The following is a 19,984-nucleotide window of genomic DNA, read 5'->3' on the forward strand; positions in this document are numbered from 1 at the left end:
GAAGGGGTGATTCTGCAAGGATCGGACTTGTCTCGACGATCAGAGCTGTTCAGCTCATGGGTATGTCGTATCTTACGGGCATAAGTGATTCCTCTAACCTAATGGAACGACGCGCCAGCCATAAACTCTGTGACGTCTGAACGTGTCACGAGGATCCGCCGCATACGGGCAACGGTCTGCCGCGTCAGTAATTGCTCCCCGGTGCCGATATGATGGTGAGGCATTTCGTACTCAAAGTCATCGCGAGGTTTGTGTGACGCAGGTTGTCAGTATCAGCTCCCTCAAAGGCGGGGTTGGAAAGACCTCCGTTACCTTGGGCTTGGCCTCTGCCGCGGCCACCCGGGGTCTCAGCACGTTGGTCGTGGACCTGGACCCTCATGGAGACGCCAGTACAGGTTTGGCCGTCTCCACGCACACTTCCGACGGGGCCGACGCTGCCACGGTATTACGCTCCCCCAGGAAGAAATCCGTCGAATCGAGCTGCGTACCCGCCGGATGGCAATCGGACCGCTCATCGGCCGGGAATCCTCGGCTTGATGTGGTCGTCGGTTCTTCCGGCTCGGTAGCATTCGATCATCTGCCTCCGACCCGAAAGAACCTGAGTCGACTGCGGAACGCGCTCTCTCACACCAATCGCTACGATTTGGTGCTGATCGACTGCCCGCCAACACTCAACACCTTGACCATGATTGCCTGGGCCGCGTCCCAGAAGGTTCTGGCCGTGGCAGAACCGAGCCTGTTCTCCGTGGCCGGCACCGAGCGGACTATGCGCGCTATCGCGCGATTCGAGTCGGAGAGCGAGTTCAAAGTTCAGGCGGCGAGCGTGGTGGTGAATAAGGCGCAACGCGATTCCGCAGAACATCAGTACCGCGTCGAAGAGATGCAGGGCATGTTTGGCAAACTCATGGTCGCACCGACCATCGCGGACAGCACCGTGTGGCAGCAAGTTCAAGGGTCCGCATCGCCCATTCACGCATGGACGGGGAATGAGGAAGCCGCGGCGATGGCCGAAGCCTTCGACACGATCCTCGAAGGACTCGTCACAAGCTAGTCGGACTGGCTGAGCCTACAGAAGCAGTCACAAGGCAAGGCGGGCTCAGAAGACGAATACATTCCGGTAGGTGACGAAAATTCCGCTCCTCACGCTGAAGGGAAGAGGAAGCGAGGTCCTCATCTCGAAGTCCACCGGGCAGAAAGCCTGACGGCTCGGAGCTCCTCGGGTGAGGATCTATTAGGCCGGTTGGGCCGCTCTGCGAGGAGTTCTAGCCCGCAACGTTATTGCGCGCCGCGCGCCGCGCGGACAGCTCGTCCCCAGGAAAATCCTCTTCGGATTCCTCGAGCGGTCCCCGCATATCCTCCCCAGGCATGGTTGAGAGGTTGTTCTCGAGTTCGCGCCAGACCCTTCCCACGGCGATCCCGAAGACCCCCTGGCCTGCCTGTACGAGATCGATCACTTCGTCGGGTGAGGTGCACTCGTAGACGCTCGCACCGTCCGACATCAGCGTGATCTGAGCCAGGTCTTCCACACCGCGGGTACGCAAGTGCTCGACGGACGACCGGATCTGTTGGAGAGATACACCGGTGTCTAGAAGACGTTTGACAATCTTCAGTACCAGGACATCTCGAAAGGAGTAAAGGCGCTGGGTGCCCGACCCCTTGGCCCCCCGGACCGTCGGTTCAACGAGTTTGGTCCGAGCCCAATAATCCAGCTGACGGTACGTGATACCCGCGGCTTTGCAGGCTACGGGGCCTCGGTATCCGATATTCTCATCGAGGGCCACGAGGTCGTCATCGAAAAGCATCCCCTGTCGGCCAGTAGGGGGCGCCGGAACGATCCCTTCCATACCAGGAAGCAACTGCTCGTCGAATTCCGGAGGCTCCGCCGCACGAGGACCCTCAGAGCGCGCGCCTTTGAGACGATCCCGCTGCGGGTCGTTGTGCGATCCATGCTGGCCCACGCGGGTCCTCCTTAAAACCAGTGAGGTCATCGTCCGAATTAGACGTTAGAGGGACAGACCGGACGAATCAAAGACATTCGTCCGTGTCTTGCTGGCTCCCTCGTTCAGTGACACGTCCCGCGCGTTTCCGTGCGAGTGTGCCCTAGTCTACCAAGACTTATCCACTTGGTCGGCGACCAGCGTGGCGTGAAGATTGGTGCACAGGGCTGAGATTTCACGCGCAGTTTCCGAAGCTTTCTCCCGTGATCGCTCGTCACGACGGCTGGCCATCGGCGCAATAGTCTGCCCGACCAAGGCGACCTCACGATCCGCGGCTGCCCGGAACGGGCGCAAATGCCTGGGCTGGAGCCCATGGGCGGTGAGCTGGGAACACAGGGCCGTGACCCGTGCGGCGTACTCATCGAAGGTCCCGTCAGGCCCTTCTTCGATCAACCCGTAATTGATCAATTCCCGCAGCATCGGCAAGTCCACCGACGTGTGGCGTGACAGCTCCCGGATGGTGTACCGGCGATGCTTCTCCGGCCGGGGCGGAGCATCCGCGACACCGGGCTCCCCAGCTGCGGATGCCTCGCCGTCCCGGGGAAAACCTTGGCGTTCGAGCTCATCGACTTTTTCCTTGATGACTTTCAAGGGAAGATACTGGTCGCGTTGCAGGGTCAGCACGTAACGCAAGCGTTCGATGTCTTCGCTCGAGTACTTGCGGTACCCCGTATTGGTCCGTTGGGGAAACACGAGACCACGATCTTCAAGGAACCGGATTTTGGACGCGCTGAGCCCGGGAAACGAGCCCTCAAGATGGCTGAGCACCTGACCAATAGTCTTGTCCTTGGCCTGCCTCGCGGAGTTTTCTTCGGAAGGCTCCTCAGTAGCTTGCTGTTCGGGTGTCGTCGACATTTCGACGCCGCCCTACTGAGCGTCGCTCGCGTAGTAGATGAAGGCGAATTTTCCGATACGCACCTCATCGCCGTTCTTGAGAGTCACATGATCCACACGGTCCCCGTTGACGTAAGTCCCGTTGAGGGAGCCGACATCGGTGAGGTCGAAACGACCCGCGTTGAACTGAAACAGGGCGTGTCTGCGCGAAACCGTGACGTCGTCCAGGAATATGTCGGCTTCGGGATGCCTGCCTGCGACGATTCCGTCGTCAGCTCCGCCGGACTGGGCCATTCCTGCGTCGAGAAGGAACCGTGCGCTGTGCTGCGGTCCCTCTTGGGCAATCAGAAGCGCAGATTCCGAAGGCAGCGCTTTGATAGCGGCGATCTCTTCCTTGGCAAGCGGACGCTTGTGGCCAGCACTCGCGCTCGTTGAGGTGACGCCGAAGACGGTTGTGTCAGGGCTCGGTTCACGATGATCGGTCATATCTTTCCCCTTTTGTCATGGGCGCGTTCAAGCGCCAATCGAGGCTCGCCCAGAAGAGGCTGAGGGGGCCTCGTTCTGTGAACCTCAAGATTCTTGCGCGGTAGTGCTTCGTGCGAGGCCGCCTCACAACCGCGCACAGGAACCAAGCTTGGACCTGGACCTGAGACTTAAAGTCTAGCCGGCGGACCTGTGAAGGTCGGCCAGCTAGACCTAAAATTAATCCTTAAATCGCTGAGAGCTCAGCTGGTTCAGGCGATTTCGCCTTCATAGGCTGCCGCATCCAGGAGACCCTTGAGCGACTCGGGATCGGATGGGCGGATCCTGACGAGCCAGCCGGCGTCATACGGATCGGAATTCAAGCTTTCGGGCTGGTCAGCGAGCGCCTCATTGACGTCAACGATCTCACCTGAAATCGGCATGTAGAGGTCAGAGACGGACTTGGTGGACTCCACTTCTCCAAAGGACTCGCCGGCTTCGAAGGTTGAGCCGTTTTCCGGAAGGTCGACGTAGACGACATCGCCCAGAGAATCCTGTGCGTGATCGGTGATGCCTACGGTGACGACACCCTCGGAATCGGCGGCCGAGACCCATTCGTGCTCGGAAGTGTAAGAAAGCTCGGCGGGAATATTGCTCATGAGGCGCCTCTCGACAAGTGATGGAATGCAGTGATGATGCCGGTGCCGAATCGAATCGGCACCGGCATCAATATTACACGGGACACTTAATATCGGGTGCTAGATCACACCGTCGGAGAAGTGGTTGGGGTTGCCAAAGCGGTGGGCCGTGATGGACACTGCTTGCTCGCGGACGAACGGAAGCATCTCGATCCGACCGGCTTCGGTGACCTGGCCGTGATAGACGGCCACGTCCGGGCGGCCATTGAGCGCCTCGAAAACCGATTCGGGATCAGATCCGACGTACCGAATGCGGCAGCCCTCGAATCGCGTTCCGTCGAGATCGGCGGGCTTGATGTCCCGGATCCCGCGCAGAGCAGTGCGCCACGCGTCGTCGGTTTCCACGGTTATGTTGACGCCCGCCGAATCCAGTGCGCCACGAACGTAAACCGGCAGCTGACGAGAGACCGACAACTCGATCGGTGCTTCTGCGGCCAGTCCCGCAGCAACGACACGCAAGGTCTCGGCGAGCGAGGCGTCGTCGTCGGCGCGCACGTGCACCTTTTGCGGAACATAACGAAGAATGTTCCGCTCAATGCCGAGCTGTGACGGGTCGTGCCGGACCCCGAATTCGGTGCCCCATGCCTCCGCGTCGGCCGATGCGGCGCGGGAGAGGAACTCGATTTGCTCGCGCGTCAGGGCGTGGGGTTCCCGTGCACGGTTGAGCAGTTGCTTCACATTGTCATTGGACGGAGAAGCGATTGCCGTCGCCGGTTTGGTCGTCCACTCCCCCAAGGCGACCAGGTAATTCGGTCCGCCCGCCTTAGTTCCCGAGCCAACAGTCGATTTCTTCCACCCGCCGAATGGCTGACGTCGAACGATCGCACCGGTGATCCCGCGATTGACGTACAGGTTGCCGGCCTCGACACGGTCGAGCCAGACCGCCAGTTCGTCCGAATTGAGCGAGTGGAGACCCGCAGTCAGCCCGTACTCGGGAGCGTTCTGCAACTCGATGGCTTCTTCGAGCGTCTTGGCCGTCATGACACCCAGGATCGGGCCGAAGTACTCGGTCATGTGATATTCGCTGCCGGGCTTGACCCCGGCACGGACACCGGGAGACCACAGCTTGCCGGATTCGTCCAGTTGTTTGGGCTCAATGATCCACTGCTCGCCCTCGCCCAAAGTGGTCAGCCCGCGGAGCAGTTTGCCCTCCGGTGCCTTGATGACGGGCCCCATCTCGGAACGAATATCCGTGGGGTATGCAATGTGCAGCGACTTCACGGCGTCGACGAGCTGATTACGGAAACGCTTGGAGCTGGCGGCAGAGCCAACAAGTATCACGGTCGAGCAGGCCGAACACTTCTGTCCCGCGTGGCCGAAGGCCGACGCGACGACGTCTTTGGCAGCCAGGTCCAAGTCCGCGTTCGGTGTGACGATGATCGAGTTCTTTCCTGAGGTCTCGCCGAGAAGCGGGAGATCCTTGCGGAATGAACGGAACAGTTCCGCCGTCTCGTATCCGCCGGTAAGGATCAAACGATCGATATCGGGATGGGAAACCAGCGTGCGCCCCAGATCGCGTTCGGACAACTGCACGAGTTGCAGGACGTCCTTCGGCACCCCCGCTTCCCACAGAGCGTCCGCGATGACGGCACCGCACCTCTTCGACTCGCCGGCCGGTTTGAAGAGCACTGAGGAACCGGACGCGAGCGCGGCCAGGGTCGAGCCGGTCGGAATCGCCACGGGGAAGTTCCACGGAGGGGTCACGACCGTGACCTTGGACGGGTGGTACTGCGCACCATCGACGTTCTCGAGAGCCTCGGCGAGCCCCGCATAGTAGTTGGCGAAGTCGATGGCTTCAGAAACCTCGGGGTCTCCCTGGTCAAGCAATTTGCCCGCCTCGGATGCCATGACCTCGAGCAACTCTGCCCGTTTGGCACCGAGTACACGACCGGCCTTTCGCAAGATTTCTGCGCGCTCATGAGCGGGACGAGCGCCCCATTCCTCACCCGCCTTCTTGGCGCGGGCGATGGCTTCCTCGACCTGTGATTCGCTCGTGAGGACGGAATCCTGAATGAGCTTCTTGCCGAGATCCGAGGTTCTGGCGCGTTCCAGGATCTGGTTGCCCCAGGCCCGGTTGTGCGCGAGCGATGTATCCGTATCCGGGGTGTTGTCGAAGGATTCTCCCGGCGAGAACACGTTGTCCACGTTCTCCTCCGCACGGTTCTGCTGACGGTTCGGCGGAGGAACCTCGCTCGTGACTTTCTCAAGGGAGCGCTCGAAGCGGGCCTTTTCTCGGTCGAACAGGAACTGACTGTCGTTCAGATCGAAGATAGCCGACATGAAGTTCTCACTCGAGGCGTTCTCCTCGAGGCGACGGACCAGATATGAGATGGCGACGTCGAATTCCTCGGGCCGAACGACTGGGGTGTAAAGGAGCAACTGGCCAACGTCACGGCGGACGACCTCGGCTTGCTGGGCGGCCATGCCAATCAGCATCTCGTATTCGACATCGCCGAGGACTCCACGGTGTTGAGCCAACAGCCAGGAGAATGCGATGTCGAACAGATTGTGACCGGCCACGCCCACGCGAATGTTCTTGGTGTGCTCCGGTCGGAGAGCGTAATCGAGAACGCGCTTGTAGTTGGTGTCGGTGGCTTCCTTGGAATCCCACGTTGTCAGCGGCCACTTGTGGACTACGGCTTCGACCATTTCGAGGGACAGATTGGCTCCCTTGACCAAACGAACCTTGATCCGTGCCCCACCGTTGTCAACGCGTTTTGTGGCCCACTTTTGCAAGCGCTCCATGGCTTCGAGAGTGTCCGGCAGATAGGCCTGAAGGACGATCCCTGCCTCGAGATTCTTGAGCTGGGGCTGATCGAGGATCCGGGTGAAGACCTCCATCGTCATGTCGAGGTCCTTGTACTCCTCCATGTCCATATTGATGAACTTCGGGGTGCCGGATTGAGCAGCGTATTCGTAGAGCGGAGTCAGGCGTTCGACGGCGCGCTCGACCACAGCATCGAAAGACCAGGGAGAGTGGGGGCCGGAAACCGCAGAGACCTTGATCGAGACGTAATCGACGTCGTCCCGACGCAGCAGTCGCTCGGTTTCGCGCAGACGGCGTTCGGCTTCCTCGTTGCCGAGGACTGCTTCGCCCAACAGGTTGATGTTGAGCTTATTTCCGCCGGCCGTTAAGTGCTTGATGGCCGGTCCGAGCTTCTCGTCCCGGGCATCCACGATCAGGTGTCCGACCATGTCCCGCATGGCCTTCCTGGCCAGAGGGATCGTGGGCCAAGAAACCTTGGGGGCGACAACACCGCCCGCTTTCACGGCCGCGCGCAGATGGGGCGGGAGGAATTTGGGAACAATGGGGGCCAGGCGGCCGAGGTTGCGTCCGGCCGCTGCGTCGTCCTCTGGACGTATGACCTCGTCAACGAAGCCAACAGTGAATTCGAGTCCGTGTGGATCTTTGAGAACTCCGGCAAGCTGAGCTGCTGCCTTGTCCTCGGGAACGTCGCGGGAAGCGTTCAGCCACCCTTTGACGATTTTTCCGGCCTCTTGGGCCATCTTCTGGTACTCGACGGAAGCGAATGGGTTCGATGACAAGAATGCCTCCTCTAAGCGAAATCGTGCCGAAGGATTCTTCGGCATCGTGCGTCGTCTTTGACGTGTGCGCATAGCGCGCTTGTTCACCAGTATGTACCATGAATTAGGTAAGAAAAAGTTACGGGAATTTACGATTATCCGTAAGTTCTACTCACGAAATGGGGTCTCATGCTGGACGTCAAAAAACTCCGCGTCCTCCAGGAACTTTCGACTCGGGGAACTCTTGCGGAAACTGCTGACGTCCTGGGCTATACGCCTTCTGCCGTGTCTCAACAGTTGACTGCCTTAGAGCGCGAATGCGGCCACCATCTGCTTCAGAAACAAGGGCGCACGGTAAACCTCACGCCCAAGGCGCGGATCCTCGTCGAACATACGGAGAAGATCCTTCACGAGCTCGAACTCGCGCAAACGGCCCTGGAGTCCACCGACCAGACGCCCGCAGGGACCGTTCGGCTGGCCATTTTCCAGACCGCCGCCATGGCCCTGCTCACCGATACGCTCGAAGCCCTCTCCGGGCGCTACCCCGATCTAAGGGTCGAGGCCTTGCAACGCGAGCCGGAAGCGGCGTTGGAACACACGCACATGAGAGACGTCGATCTCGTGGTCGCGGAACAGTATCCCCACCATGCCGTGCGAGAGTTCCCTGAGCTGGACTCTCGCCCCCTCAACGAGGATCCGGTCATGCTCGCGGTCGCACCGGAATCCGACGTCTATTCGATCGCCGATGCCGCTCGGTCCCCGTGGGTCATGGAATCGAAGTCCAATGCGAGCAGAAGCTGGGCCGAGCACGTGTGCCGCACCGCAGGCTTCGAACCTCACGTCCGATTCGAATTCGACGACGTTCGAGCTCACATCGACCTCGTGGAATGCGGACTGGCCGTGGCGCTCCTTCCTGGCTTCGCCTGGGCCGGCTCGACGCCGCGCGTCAGACTCATCGAATTGCCCAATCTGCCTCACAGACATGTCTTCACGTCTGCTCGTCGAGACATGGCCCGTCGCCCCGCGATCGAGGCGGTTCGTCGCGCCCTGGAAGAGTCCGCCGCGAAGGTCAAGCTCCTATAGAGGTTCAGGGCCGCAATTCGCCGGGACGCCGTCCAGCGAGCTTGTCCAAGAGTATTTTGGCGGTCAAGGAATCGACCACGAGATCCGTTACCGCACGAGCGCGCAACGCCCCCAACAACGCGCCTGCCCGGTGAGGCCCAGAGACCACGCACAGGCGCCTTTCGATACGCGACAGCTCGAACGGCGTCGGCCCCGATGCCCTACGGTTCATTTCGATGTCCTGCCACGTACCGTCCTCCCGCAGAAGAACGGTGCAGATGTCCCCCACAACTTTCTCCGCGGACAGCAGGGCAAAGTCCTCGTCATCGAAATACCCCGAGCTGTAAACGTGTGACGGCACGGGACCGTCAAGTGCTCCCACACCGAAGACCGCGACGTCCGTCTGCGATTGAAGGTGCAAAACACTGCGGATGCTCCGCTCTCGCCACAATGCTTGTTTCGTGTCGGCGTAGTCGAAGAACGCTGGAACAGGAAAATGCACAATTTGCGAGCCGAAGGCCTCCGCGACTGAATTGAGGATCGCCCCCGTGTACGGAATCCCCGAACGCCGCGCGTTGCCCGCCCCATTGAGCTGGACCACCACGGAATCAGGCACCTTTCGCGGGGTCAGATGACGGGAGATTTCTGTGACGGTTGAACCCCACGCCATGCCGAGAACGGTTCCGGGTTCCATCATCGCGTCGAGAGCTGATGCGGCCACACGCGAGACTTGTTCCATCTGGCTAATCGGCGAGGAACTGCCTCTGATCGGGACCACTTGTGCGTTGATGCCAAAGATTTTCTCCAGACGGCCGCCCAGCTCATCCCGTTCGCTGGGAACATCCGCCAGAGTGATGCGAACCAGTCCGGATTCCCGCGCATATTTCAGGAGGCGGGAGACAGTCGCTCTCGAGACCTCGAACTCGCTGGCCACGGCATCCATCGTCTGATCCTGGAGGTAATACATGGTTGCGGCTTTGTGAGCCAAGTCATCACGTTTGTTCATACCCTCATCTCATATCTGCACGTTCGTGCATCAGTGATGATCATTCTTTCACGATTGTGTAGAAATGAAATTAACACGTCATAGGTGCCACCGCGCCTCGGGCGTCATCGGAAATAACCGCCAGTATCTAGGAGGCTCCATGAAAAACGCCGCAACTCATCTGACCGCGGCTTCCCGCCAGAATGCACTGGACGGCATGTCGGACGCCGAAGGCGTAGACGTCCTCGTCATCGGAGGCGGGGTAACTGGAGCCGGAATCGCACTGGACGCCGCAACCCGTGGTCTGCGCACCGCCGTCGTCGACGCCGGCGACTGGGCATCAGGAACGTCCGCATGGTCATCAAAGCTCGTCCACGGCGGCCTTCGCTACCTGTTGAACCTTGATTTCAAGCTGGTTGCCGAGGCTCTCAAGGAGCGCGGCTTGCTCCTGACCAGCTTGGCCCCGCACCTCGTCAAGGCACAACCTTTCTTGTGGCCGCTCAAGATGCCGGTCATCGAGCGCAGCTACTCCGCGATCGGGATCGGCATGTACGACGCCATGGCCATTGCTGGGGCTCGGGGCCACAAGACCGTCCCGACGCAGAAGCATTACTCGAAGAAGGGCGCCAAGCAGATCTTCCCGGACATCAAGGACTCCGAACTCTCCGGCGCGATCCGCTTTTACGATGCTCGTGTCGACGATGCCCGCTTGGTCATCGATCTCATCCGAACCGCAGCCGGTTATGGGGCACTCGCCGCCAGCCGCACGCAGGTCACAGAGGTGATCAAGTCGGAAACCGGCCGCGTGGTCGGTGCCAAGATCACGGACCTGGAGACCCAAAAGGTACACGAGGTCAAGGCGAAGCACGTCATCAACGCAACCGGCGTTTGGACCGAGGAAACCGAGGCCTTGACCGGTGAGGACCGTGGTCTGCAGGTGCTCGCGTCCAAGGGCGTTCATATCGTCGTGCCGAGGGAGCGCATCAACGCCGAATCCGGCATCTTCCTCCGTACGGAGAAGTCTGTCCTGTTCATCATTCCGTGGCAGCGCTACTGGGTCATCGGTACGACCGACACCCCTTACGATCAGGACGTCGCACGCCCGGTCGCCACTGCGGATGACATTGACTACATTCTCGATCATGCCAACGCGATCCTCGAGAAGCCGTTGACCAGGGACGACATCATCTCTACCTACGCCGGGCTCCGCCCGCTTCTCCAACCCGGCGTCAAGGGCGAGAGCTCGACGCAGTCCACCAAGGTTTCGCGCGAGCACACCGTGGCCGAGGTGGCTCCGGGCATGTCCGCCATCGCCGGGGGCAAGTTGACCACCTATCGGGTCATGGCCAAAGATGCCGTCGACTTCGCCCTGGGATCCGTCGCAGGTGCACGTCCCTCCGTAACGGAAGACATTCCGCTGGTCGGCGCCCAGGGCTACCGAGCTGCTCTGGCACGCGCCAACGACATCGCGGAAGAAAACGGCTGGACGGCCGCCCGAGTGGACAGCCTTCTGGACCGCTACGGATCGGAAATCGATGACTTGCTCGACCTCATCAGCGAGAACCCGGAACTCGGTCAGCCCCTGGCCAAGGCTCCGATGTTCTTGCGCGCGGAGGTCCTGCTGGCCGTCCGGTACGAAGGAGCGCTCCACCTCGAGGACGTTCTGATGCGCCGTGTCCGTTTGGACCTCGAGCAGAAGGACCGCGGTCTTTCCGCTGCACCGGAGATCATCGACGTGATGTCCGCCGAACTCGGCTGGGGCCAGGAAGATCGCCAACGCGAGTTGGACAGCTATGCCCAGCGGGTTCATAACATCGCCCGCGCGGAAGAGGAACGCGACGACGCCGGCGCTGCCGACGTCATCACATCCGACCCCGAGATCATGCCCCGCAAGGTTTTGGGTTCGCGCTAGTCATCCATATCTGGCCGGGCGGAAAGCGCCCTTCAGGCCGACCGCCCGGCCCTAGTTTTCATCCATCAATCATCGACCCGCTGGCTGAACACCGGCGATTGAGAACAATAAGGCACGACGAAGTGCCGGAAAGTGAGCGGTAATGACCGGATCATTACTCGCCGACGGATCCACCGGGATTCTCGGTATCGCACCTCAGCTCATGGATAATGGCGTTCCCACGACACTCGGAATGTTCACGTCCGAGTTCATAGGAACGCTGATCCTCGTGCTCCTCGGTTGCGGCGTCGTCGCCGGCCAGGTCCTTCCGCGAACAAAGAACAACGCAGGCGGCTGGCTCATGGTTGCATTCGGCTGGGGACTTGGCGTCTACGCCGGCGTCTACGCCGCATATGCGACGGGCGGGCATCTGAACCCCGTGGTGACATTATCCTTCTGGGCCGCCCACAAAGACTTGGCAGATGGTATCCCGGCGACCGCGGGCAACGTGTTCGTCTACATCGTCGCTCAACTCCTGGGTGCCATCATCGGCGCGATCATCGTCTATCTGACCCACAAGAAGCACTTCGACTTGGAATCCCCCGCAGCCAACAAGCTCGGCGTCTTCTCGACCGGTCCGGAGATCCGCTCTTATGGCTGGAACTTCCTGACGGAGGTCGTCGCGACCTTCGTGCTGATCGCCTTCATTCTTTTCTCCGACAAAACTCCGAGCGAGATGGGTCCACTTCCGGTCGCGCTCGTGGTTTTGGCCATCGGCATCTCCCTCGGCGGCCCGACAGGTTACGCCATCAACCCCGCTCGTGACCTCGGTCCCCGCATCGCCCACGCTATTCTGCCCATCCGAGGCAAAGGACCGTCCGATTGGGCATATTCTTGGGTACCCGTGCTGGGTCCGATCGTCGGCGGCCTCGTCGCTGCCCTCGTTGTCCCCCTCCTCGTGGCTCTCTAGAAGATTGGGCCGCAAAGAGGCGGCCCCTCAGGAAAGGCAAGCGAAATGACCGACCAGAAAGACGGAAACAGGAACGACGCGCTGTTCTCCAAAACTATGAATACTGACAAAAAATACATTCTCGCCATCGACCAGGGCACCACGAGTTCCCGGGCCATCGTCTTCGACAAAAAGGGCCAGATCATCACGGTCGGCCAGTATGAACACGAGCAGATTTTCCCCAGAGCCGGTTGGGTCGAACACGATCCGCTGGAGATCTGGCGCAACGTCCGGAGATCCGTTGCGGATTGCTTCTCCGACGTCGAAATCAACCACCACGATGTCGCTGCGGTAGGCATCACCAACCAGCGCGAGACCGCCGTGGTCTGGGACAAGAACACCGGAGAACCGGTCTACAACGCGATTGTCTGGCAGGACACCCGTACCCAGAAGATCTGTGACGAATTGGCCGGGGACGAAGGCTACGACAAGTACCACGACCGCGTGGGCCTTTCGCTGAACACCTATTTCGCTGGTCCCAAGGTCAAGTGGATCCTGGACAACGTAGAAGGTGCGCGCGAGCGCGCCGAGAAGGGCGATCTGCTGTTCGGCACAACCGACTCGTGGGTCCTGTGGAACCTCACCGGCGGCACCGAGGGCGGTGTTCACATCACGGACGTGACCAACGCGTCCCGTACGATGCTCATGAATATCCGGACCCTCGAGTGGGAAGAAGACATCGCCAAGGACTTCGGCATTCCGATGTCGATGCTCCCGGAGATCAAGTCCTCGGCTGAGGTCTATGGTCGGGGTCGAGCGCGTGGATTCCTGCGCGGGACTCCCATCGCTGGCATCCTCGGCGACCAGCAGGCGGCAACCTTTGGGCAGGCTTGCTTCAAGGAAGGCCAGTCCAAGAACACCTACGGCACCGGCAACTTCATGTTGATGAACACCGGCGAGGAGCCCGTTTTCTCGGAGAACGGTCTCCTGACCACGGTTGCGTACAAGATCGGCGACGAGAAGCCCGTGTACGCGCTCGAGGGTTCTATCGCCGTTTCGGGGTCGTTGATCCAGTGGTTGCGTGACAACCTCGAGCTCATCGACAACGCCGCAGATTCTGAGGCGCTCGCGACGTCGGTCGAGGATTCGGGCGGGACGTACTTTGTCCCGGCCTTCTCCGGGTTGTTTGCGCCGTATTGGCGTCCGGATGCCCGTGGTGTTCTGGTCGGCATGACGCGCTACGTCAAAAAAGCACACATTGTGCGTGCGGCCCTCGAGGCGACTGCTTTCCAGACTCGCGAGGTTATTGACGCGATGAACGCCGATTCCGGTGTGGACCTGACGGAGTTGCGCGTGGATGGTGGCATGACAGCCAACCAATTCCTGATGCAGTTCCAGGCGGATCTGCTGCGGGTTCCCGTAATCCGGCCGAAGGTTGTTGAGACCACGGCCTTGGGTGCTGCGTACGCCGCCGGCATTGCCGTCGGGTTCTGGGACGGCGAAGAAGACGTCGTCGAGAACTGGCAGGAAGACAAGCGCTGGACTCCCCAGATGGACAATGAGGAGGTCGAACGCCAATACCGGCTTTGGAAGAAGGCCGTTACCCGTTCCTTCGACTGGGTCGACGAGGACACATCCACCGAGTAATCGTCCTCCACGAAGAACCCCGGGCAACCCGGTCCCTCACTCTGATGAGGTGATCGGGGCCCGGGGTTTTTGCGTCGCCGGGTATCGTGTCTCGGCACGGCCCGGGGCGCGTCGGCAAGCCGCGCGAAAAGGAGTTCACTCGGCAGATAATGGCGGAATCATCTCGGCTCGACGCGGGAACAGGTTTCGGCCCCGGCAGGTTGTACGACTCAGGCACATAGACGGTAATTCGTTGTGGGTACACAGGTCGGACAGGTCGGACAGGGCCGGCCTCGGGATATTCGACCGAAAGGAGATCACAATGGCTGAGGACGAGACGGGGCTCTTCTCCGACGACGCCTTCCAGCGGCAGCCGCGGGAAATCGTTGCGGGTGTCGTCCACGTTCCAGGTTGGCTGAGCGCCTACCAGCAACGGTGGATCGCTGGTCAATGGGAACAGTGGGGACGTGGACCGATCCCTCCGCATTCGCCTCTGATCAATGGCCACCCCATGTCGGTCAGACTGACGACTTTGGGATGGCATTGGGAAGCCGGTCGCCTGACCAGGCGGGCCAGAGAATTCGGCGACGCCGCTCCCCTGCCGATACCGGATTGGCTGATTCGCCTCGGCCGCAAGGCCGTAGAAGATGCTTTCTCACCACTGACCGCACAGAGCTGGCCCGGCCTGGGGCAGCAGGAACTCAAGGCGTGGGCAGATTCCTATGAGCCCGACGTGGCCCTCATCAATTATTACGAGCCCAGCGCCAAAATGGGCATGCATCAGGATAAGGATGAGCGTTCCTCCGAGCCCGTTGTCAGCGTGAGTGTTGGGGATACTGCACTTTTTCGCGTGGGAAATCCACGGACCAAGAGCAAGCCATACCAGGACATCCGATTGGCCTCCGGAGACCTGGTAGTTTTCGGTGGACCGAGCCGTTTCATGTTCCACGGCGTGCCCAAGATCCTGCCGAATACAGCGCCGAAGGGATGCCCCGTGGAGACGGGCCGGTTCAACATGACTTTGAGAATGACTGGATGGGACGACCGATGACTCAAATTCACCCCGCGCCGGAAGGCACCGCTTCAGATGCGGTCCTTCAGGAGGCACTCCCGCGCACGGAATGGGCCAACGGCAGCGCCATGATGCGCGACTACTACGACCACGAGTGGGGCTTGCCCGTGATCTCGGAGGCGGGCCTCTACGAGAGAGTGTGTCTGGAAGGTTTCCAGGCCGGTCTGTCATGGGCCACGATCCTCGCGCGCCGAGATGCTTTCAGGAGGGCCTTCGCGGCCTTCGACCCGGAAGCCGTCGCCGAGTTCTCGGACGACGACGTCGAGCGACTCGTCGAGGACGCCAGCATCATCCGCAGCCGACCAAAGATTCTCGCGGCGATCGGCAATGCGCGGGCAACTCTTGAGCTCCGGGGCGCGCCGGACGCGGATCCGTTGACCCGCGGTTTCATTCTGCCGTTGTGGGGCGGAGGAGAACTGGAGATCGCCGATGGCCTTCCGGCCCTGATTTGGTCTCACGCGCCCAAAGTCACCCCTTTGCCAGAGAGCATCGCGGAGGTTCCTACGCAGTCGACCGAGTCGCAGGCCTTGTCCAAGGACCTCAAGGAACGAGGCTTTCGCTTCGTCGGTCCGACAACCGCCTATGCCCTCATGGAAGCGGTGGGAATCGTGGATACCCATTGGGTTGGGAGCCACAAACGCGGCGCCTCCCGGATATATTCACCCGAGGGACAACGCCGAGAGTTCGAGCCCCTCATCTGAGGCATTCCGGGGTCCCTCGCCGGATCGGGCCGCGAGGTCACCGCGTCGCGGGCCGTGTGTTCCAAGATCGGAGCAGGAACAGGACAGCGAGATCACGGTCGGCGGTATGCGCCGCGCACCAAAGAAGGTATGGATACCCAACCGACCACAATCGGGGCGACGAACCCCGCAGTGCCGAAGGCGACAGGAACCAACACCGCGGTGTTGTCGTCCAGCTCCGGGATCGCGTCAATGACCAGAACAGGGCCCCAGAGGAGCACCGCGTACCGGGTGGTTTAAGCATGAAGTAGACGAGTCCCAGACGGAGAACCATAGGATCGTGAGGCACCGAGGCCCAAAGGTCGCTGAGCCTGATTCTGGGAGCCGTCGTTGTGGAACGCACCGGGGGCGGATTGATTTGGCCCCTGCCGCGCTGCGCGCGCCCTGCTCGTACGGCTCCTGGCAGGAGGGGCCCTCGTCGTCGGTCTCAGGGAAACCCACATCCCGCGGGCTGTTGCGCTGCACAAGAAGAAAAGCCGGAAAGGCCACCGTCACGACCACTGCGCCGACGAGAAACGTCCAGCGCCAGGAGTCGAATACCGAGAAGGCGACCCACCCCATGACCGGTACTGCTACGAGGCCGCCGAATGGTCATATGCCGTACGTCGGATGTCGTACAGAGCAGCACCGGGAACGACGTTCAGCAGAAGGGCAGCCACGGGGGCGCTGATCCGAGGGCGATGGACTCTTGGGCGCGGTCGATCACGACGTCAGGGCAAACGTCTTATGGTTGTGACCGCCGCGAGCCGCGACGTCGTCGTTCCGGCCCTCGGACAGGCCGATTTGCTCACAGAATTGGACGGGGTCGTAGCACTCGAGGATGTCGAGGCACCCCAGCCGCACCCCGAGGCTTATCTCACCGCTCTTGAACAGCTGCGCCTGCCCCCGTCGCAAGCAGTCGCATTCGAGGATTCGCGGACTGGCATCACCGCCGCGCGGGACGCGGGAATAACGCCGACCGCCGTCATCGGCAGCCTTGAAGAGAAGGTACTGCGCGAATTAACCGAATACACGACTCAGGCACTCGTGCCGGAGCTTCTGGGGCGATCGAAAGATAGCCGGGGGCCAACAATAGCCCCCGGCTTCGTGCGTTGATTCGCGGCCAGAATCTGCCTATTGCGATTCTTGAAGGCCGGTCTTCGGCCAGCACCCCGGTTCACCGTCGAACATGACCCACGGGGGCCGGCCGCTGCGCCGCACTTAGTCGGTACCCCGCGTGATGGCCTCGGCCTCGGCTTCCGCGGTCTCATGGGGTCGGGAGACCTGTGCCAAGCGGTGTCCGCCGAACACCAGCACGATGATCGACACGACGAGGGTCACCACAGCCATCCAGTACGGGGCGCCCGCACCGACCGCGTCGGCCACCGGGCCCGCGATGGCCGGGGCGATCGCGCCACCGATGAAACGAACACCGGAGTAGGTCGACGATGCGATCGAACGCGGAAGGCTCGTAGCCTCCATGACGGTCTCAGTCAGGGCAGTGTTCATAACGCCCTGGAAGAGGCCCGCGATCACGATGAAGACGATCAGTCCGACGACGGATTCATGCCAGATGGCCGCGCACGCCATCGTGATCGCCAAAAGGCCGAGCATGCTGTACAGAACCGGACGAAGCCCGAACCGACGAGTCAGCATGGGTGCCAAGAACACCGATGCGATCGCAAGGGCGACGCCCCAGCCAAAGAAGACGAAGCCCAGCTCGTGAGCGCCGAATTCGGTACCGTTCTTGGCCGCGGCGGCCTCCAACGGGTACGGGCTGTACGCGAGAAGGACGAAGAAGGCGAAATTGTAGAAGAGAGCCGTAAATGCCAGAACCCGGAGGGCCGGGTCCTTGAGGGCTTTGAAGCCGGCGGTGAACGCGTGCTTCTCAACCGGCTGAGCAGAATCCTTCTTCGGGTTGCGGAGCAAGGAGACGATGGCGATGAAACCGACGGCCATGAGCGCGGCGGTACCGAAGAACGGCCCGCGCCAAGACACGGAACCGAGCAGCCCGCCGACCAGCGGCCCGATGGCCATACCGATCCCCAATGCCGCCTCGTAGAGCATCACGGCCTGGCCGCTGCCGCCGGCCGCTGCACCGACGATCGCGGACAGTGCCGTTGAAATGAAGAGGGCATTGCCGAGTCCCCAACCAGCTCGGAACCCGATGATTTCCCCGACGCTGCCCGATGCGCCAGCGAACGCGGCGAAAGCGATGATCAGGACCAGCCCGACGAGCAAAGTCGTCTTGATACCGATACGGCTGGATACCCAACCGGTGAAGAACATCGCGATGCCGGTGATGAAGAGATAGCTCGTGAAGAGCAACATCGTCTGACCGGCCGTAGCGTTGAGTTCGCTACTGATGGCCGGCAGAATCGGGTCGACCAGTCCGATGCCCATGAAAGAAACCATGCACGCGAACGCAATGGCCCAAACCGCGATGGGCTGACGCAGAATCGACTGTTTTTTCTGAGGTGAAGAATCAGGAGAGCTTTCCCTGCTCTCCACCACGGGATGAGTTCCGGTGGGTGTACTTGTGCTCATGCGGTGCTAATGCCTCCAATAGGTGCGGCGTCCTCTGAACGAACCACACATTGCTTCACTATATATCTGGGTAAAAACATGGGCGCCAGGCACAAACGGGATGAAACGTCGCTTATCTGGCGCCAGTCCGAGCGAGGCGGATGAGGTAGACGCATCCTCCGGCGCTCATACCTGCTTCTACAAGTCGTCAAGATCCTTGTTGATGGACCCCAGGATCTCCGAAGCCCGCCACAAGATCTTCCGCTCTTCGCTGGTCAGCCGCGCAACCGCGGGCTGAATTCGCTGTGTCGCCTTCTTGCGGAAGTCATTGAGTTCTTTCTTCCCCGATGGGGTAATTTCAATGAGCTGAGCCCGACCGTCGTACGGGTCCGCCTGACGCTTCACGAGCCCTTCGACTTCCAGGCGTTTCAGCACGCCGGTCATCGTGGGCTGCGTAATGTGCTCCGCCGAGGCGAGATCGCCGATCCTCATGGGACCCACCAAACTGAGGTTGGAAAGGGTCCGGAGAACGATCGTCGATCGCTCCCTGCCACTGTGGCGGGACGCGGCACGAACAAATCGGCTGGCCACCACGATCAATTCCGTGGCGTGCCGAGATTCGGCAGAGGAGAGAGCCCCTTGTGCCGAAGAGCTGTTTTTCAGGTGCGAGTCTGACATAGCCCCAGTGTACCTCAAAGTATATAGCTTTGCTATTTATCTGCGTGGCGGCCCTTCGTTTTTCGCAAGATGCGGCGCAATGACGGTCTTCCAGATGGCAGCGCTTGCCGCTCTGAAAGGACCCATGTGCCCAATCGAGTCAACCCCGAGGTCTCGGGGCGAGTACCGAAAATGCAGCCTTCGGGCCCCCGAGTAGAACGAGAGCAACATGCGCAACGCCGACTTGGACATCACCACATCGTCCGTGAAGGAGATTGCCGTGATCGGCGACTCGACGGCCGCGTACTCCGGTGCCAACCAAGGACGCTCCCCCAGGATATAACGCGGATAAGCCACCCATCGCGTCCATTGGCTCATGACTCCGGAAGGAAGGTTGCCGAAGAACCTCAGTTTTCGGCCCGGATAATAGCCGCAGATTTTTTGTGCCACAGGGCCGACAAGGAAGAACATTGCCATGCCCGGCACAGCGGTCTGCCATGGCGACTTCCAACCCGACCCGACGCCACTGGCCACAAAAATACTTTTTGTTACGCCCCGATCACCCGCCAGCCCCAGGAGTTGCCCACCCAGGCTGTGCCCGATCCAGGTCACGGGCAAGGTGGGTCCCTGCTCCCCGATCCAGTCGATGACGGTGCGGGCGTCGTCGGCCCAGTTCAGGATGTTCACGTCCGAATCCTTGAGGCTGCCGACCAACGATTCACCGAACCCCGAGTAGTCGAAGGAAACCGCGACAAGTCCTTGGTCAGCCAGCCAGCGAGCAAACCCGTTGTAGTGCCTCGCCCGGGTTGCGATCGCGGGAACAATGAGAGCCACTCCCTGAGCCGTTTCCCAGTCACCCCAGGACGTCACCGAAATGGGCAGCCCCTGAACGCTTCGAAGCTCGACGGCCTGAGGCACGATCTTACGATCGGACTTGTTTGCCGTTTCCGGAAACATCGTGACGCCTCCCGCCCTGTCGAT

General features: G+C 60.9%; 18 protein-coding genes. 8 read left to right on the top strand and 10 right to left on the bottom strand.

Annotated elements, in window-relative coordinates:
* Positions 1-253: 253 nt before the first annotated feature.
* A complete protein-coding gene (locus sake_RS08565; protein ID WP_178945825.1) occupies positions 254-1,051 on the top strand; it encodes a ParA family protein in 798 nt (265 codons plus the stop codon).
* Between the two features lie 211 nt (positions 1,052-1,262).
* Here the strand turns inward: sake_RS08565 and sake_RS08570 are convergent, their stop codons facing one another.
* The 5 genes from sake_RS08570 to sake_RS08590 all read right to left on the bottom strand — a co-directional run bounded on the left by sake_RS08570 (position 1,263) and on the right by sake_RS08590 (position 7,498).
* A complete protein-coding gene (locus tag sake_RS08570) occupies positions 1,263-1,844 on the bottom strand; it encodes a MerR family transcriptional regulator (protein WP_129361037.1) in 582 nt (193 codons plus the stop codon).
* Positions 1,845-2,105: 261 nt separating this feature from the next.
* Complete coding sequence (locus tag sake_RS08575; protein WP_178945826.1) at positions 2,106-2,852, bottom strand: MerR family transcriptional regulator; 747 nt, start codon at positions 2,850-2,852, stop codon at positions 2,106-2,108.
* Between the two features lie 12 nt (positions 2,853-2,864).
* On the bottom strand, positions 2,865-3,317 hold the full coding sequence (locus sake_RS08580) for an FHA domain-containing protein (RefSeq protein WP_129360975.1): 453 nt from the start codon (positions 3,315-3,317) through the stop codon (positions 2,865-2,867).
* Between the two features lie 248 nt (positions 3,318-3,565).
* A complete protein-coding gene (gene gcvH, locus sake_RS08585; RefSeq protein WP_129360976.1) occupies positions 3,566-3,952 on the bottom strand; it encodes a glycine cleavage system protein GcvH in 387 nt (128 codons plus the stop codon).
* 99 nt (positions 3,953-4,051) lie between these two features.
* Positions 4,052-7,498, bottom strand: coding sequence for a bifunctional proline dehydrogenase/L-glutamate gamma-semialdehyde dehydrogenase (locus tag sake_RS08590; protein ID WP_243155768.1), 3,447 nt, complete (start codon positions 7,496-7,498; stop codon positions 4,052-4,054).
* Positions 7,499-7,705: 207 nt separating this feature from the next.
* Here sake_RS08590 and sake_RS08595 point away from each other — a divergent pair, with 207 nt between their 5' ends.
* Entirely contained in the window at positions 7,706-8,599 is an 894-nt protein-coding gene (locus sake_RS08595) for a LysR substrate-binding domain-containing protein (protein WP_129360978.1), read from the top strand.
* Positions 8,600-8,603: 4 nt separating this feature from the next.
* Here sake_RS08595 and sake_RS08600 read toward each other — a convergent pair whose 3' ends face one another.
* Positions 8,604-9,584 (bottom strand): sugar-binding transcriptional regulator, encoded by a 981-nt coding sequence (locus sake_RS08600; RefSeq protein ID WP_129360979.1) that lies wholly within the window; start codon positions 9,582-9,584, stop codon positions 8,604-8,606.
* Positions 9,585-9,723: 139 nt separating this feature from the next.
* Here sake_RS08600 and sake_RS08605 point away from each other — a divergent pair, with 139 nt between their 5' ends.
* The 5 genes from sake_RS08605 (at position 9,724) to sake_RS08625 (ending at position 15,802) form a co-directional block, all read left to right on the top strand.
* Positions 9,724-11,475 (top strand): glycerol-3-phosphate dehydrogenase/oxidase, encoded by a 1,752-nt coding sequence (locus sake_RS08605; protein ID WP_129360980.1) that lies wholly within the window; start codon positions 9,724-9,726, stop codon positions 11,473-11,475.
* A 202-nt stretch (positions 11,476-11,677) separates the two neighbouring features.
* On the top strand, positions 11,678-12,424 hold the full coding sequence (locus tag sake_RS08610; protein ID WP_129361038.1) for an MIP/aquaporin family protein: 747 nt from the start codon (positions 11,678-11,680) through the stop codon (positions 12,422-12,424).
* A gap of 96 nt (positions 12,425-12,520) precedes the next feature.
* The gene (glpK, locus tag sake_RS08615) at positions 12,521-14,050 is read left to right on the top strand and encodes a glycerol kinase GlpK (RefSeq protein WP_129361039.1); all 1,530 of its coding nucleotides are present in this window, start codon (positions 12,521-12,523) and stop codon (positions 14,048-14,050) included.
* 301 nt (positions 14,051-14,351) lie between these two features.
* Positions 14,352-15,080, top strand: coding sequence for an alpha-ketoglutarate-dependent dioxygenase AlkB (locus sake_RS08620; RefSeq protein WP_129360981.1), 729 nt, complete (start codon positions 14,352-14,354; stop codon positions 15,078-15,080).
* A complete protein-coding gene (locus tag sake_RS08625) occupies positions 15,077-15,802 on the top strand; it encodes a DNA-3-methyladenine glycosylase I (protein ID WP_129360982.1) in 726 nt (241 codons plus the stop codon). The genes sake_RS08620 and sake_RS08625 overlap by 4 nt, the downstream gene beginning before the upstream one ends.
* A 92-nt stretch (positions 15,803-15,894) precedes the next feature.
* Here sake_RS08625 and sake_RS08630 read toward each other — a convergent pair whose 3' ends face one another.
* Positions 15,895-16,062, bottom strand: coding sequence for a hypothetical protein (locus tag sake_RS08630; RefSeq protein WP_178945828.1), 168 nt, complete (start codon positions 16,060-16,062; stop codon positions 15,895-15,897).
* A gap of 388 nt (positions 16,063-16,450) precedes the next feature.
* On the opposite strand from sake_RS08630, the gene sake_RS08635 reads away from it, so the two are divergent.
* Positions 16,451-16,936 (top strand): HAD family phosphatase, encoded by a 486-nt coding sequence (locus sake_RS08635; RefSeq protein ID WP_256394834.1) that lies wholly within the window; start codon positions 16,451-16,453, stop codon positions 16,934-16,936.
* Positions 16,937-17,041: 105 nt separating this feature from the next.
* On the opposite strand, the gene sake_RS08640 is transcribed toward sake_RS08635, so the two are convergent.
* The 3 genes from sake_RS08640 to sake_RS08650 all read right to left on the bottom strand — a co-directional run bounded on the left by sake_RS08640 (position 17,042) and on the right by sake_RS08650 (position 19,960).
* Positions 17,042-18,367, bottom strand: coding sequence for an MFS transporter (locus sake_RS08640; protein ID WP_129360984.1), 1,326 nt, complete (start codon positions 18,365-18,367; stop codon positions 17,042-17,044).
* 177 nt (positions 18,368-18,544) lie between these two features.
* Positions 18,545-19,024: a MarR family winged helix-turn-helix transcriptional regulator gene (locus tag sake_RS08645; protein WP_129360985.1), complete on the bottom strand. Its 480-nt coding sequence runs from the start codon at positions 19,022-19,024 to the stop codon at positions 18,545-18,547.
* Positions 19,025-19,060: 36 nt separating this feature from the next.
* On the bottom strand, positions 19,061-19,960 hold the full coding sequence (locus tag sake_RS08650; RefSeq protein WP_129360986.1) for an alpha/beta fold hydrolase: 900 nt from the start codon (positions 19,958-19,960) through the stop codon (positions 19,061-19,063).
* Positions 19,961-19,984 lie beyond the last annotated feature (24 nt).

This window comes from Kocuria sp. TGY1127_2, from assembly GCF_013394385.1.
Classification (GTDB): Bacteria; Actinomycetota; Actinomycetes; order Actinomycetales; family Micrococcaceae; genus Rothia.

Coding starts and splice junctions, on each gene's coding strand:
- sake_RS08570 (WP_129361037.1), bottom strand. CDS start 1,844: ATGGAAGGGATCGTTCCGGCGCCCCCTACTGGCCGACAGGGGATGCTT.
- sake_RS08575 (WP_178945826.1), bottom strand. CDS start 2,852: ATGTCGACGACACCCGAACAGCAAGCTACTGAGGAGCCTTCCGAAGAA.
- sake_RS08580 (WP_129360975.1), bottom strand. CDS start 3,317: ATGACCGATCATCGTGAACCGAGCCCTGACACAACCGTCTTCGGCGTC.
- gcvH (WP_129360976.1), bottom strand. CDS start 3,952: ATGAGCAATATTCCCGCCGAGCTTTCTTACACTTCCGAGCACGAATGG.
- sake_RS08590 (WP_243155768.1), bottom strand. CDS start 7,498: ATGGCCCAAGAGGCCGGAAAAATCGTCAAAGGGTGGCTGAACGCTTCC.
- sake_RS08595 (WP_129360978.1), top strand. CDS start 7,706: ATGCTGGACGTCAAAAAACTCCGCGTCCTCCAGGAACTTTCGACTCGG.
- sake_RS08600 (WP_129360979.1), bottom strand. CDS start 9,584: ATGAACAAACGTGATGACTTGGCTCACAAAGCCGCAACCATGTATTAC.
- sake_RS08605 (WP_129360980.1), top strand. CDS start 9,724: ATGAAAAACGCCGCAACTCATCTGACCGCGGCTTCCCGCCAGAATGCA.
- sake_RS08610 (WP_129361038.1), top strand. CDS start 11,678: ATGGATAATGGCGTTCCCACGACACTCGGAATGTTCACGTCCGAGTTC.
- glpK (WP_129361039.1), top strand. CDS start 12,521: ATGAATACTGACAAAAAATACATTCTCGCCATCGACCAGGGCACCACG.
- sake_RS08620 (WP_129360981.1), top strand. CDS start 14,352: ATGGCTGAGGACGAGACGGGGCTCTTCTCCGACGACGCCTTCCAGCGG.
- sake_RS08625 (WP_129360982.1), top strand. CDS start 15,077: ATGACTCAAATTCACCCCGCGCCGGAAGGCACCGCTTCAGATGCGGTC.
- sake_RS08635 (WP_256394834.1), top strand. CDS start 16,451: ATGTCGTACAGAGCAGCACCGGGAACGACGTTCAGCAGAAGGGCAGCC.
- sake_RS08640 (WP_129360984.1), bottom strand. CDS start 18,367: ATGAGCACAAGTACACCCACCGGAACTCATCCCGTGGTGGAGAGCAGG.
- sake_RS08645 (WP_129360985.1), bottom strand. CDS start 19,024: ATGTCAGACTCGCACCTGAAAAACAGCTCTTCGGCACAAGGGGCTCTC.
- sake_RS08650 (WP_129360986.1), bottom strand. CDS start 19,960: ATGTTTCCGGAAACGGCAAACAAGTCCGATCGTAAGATCGTGCCTCAG.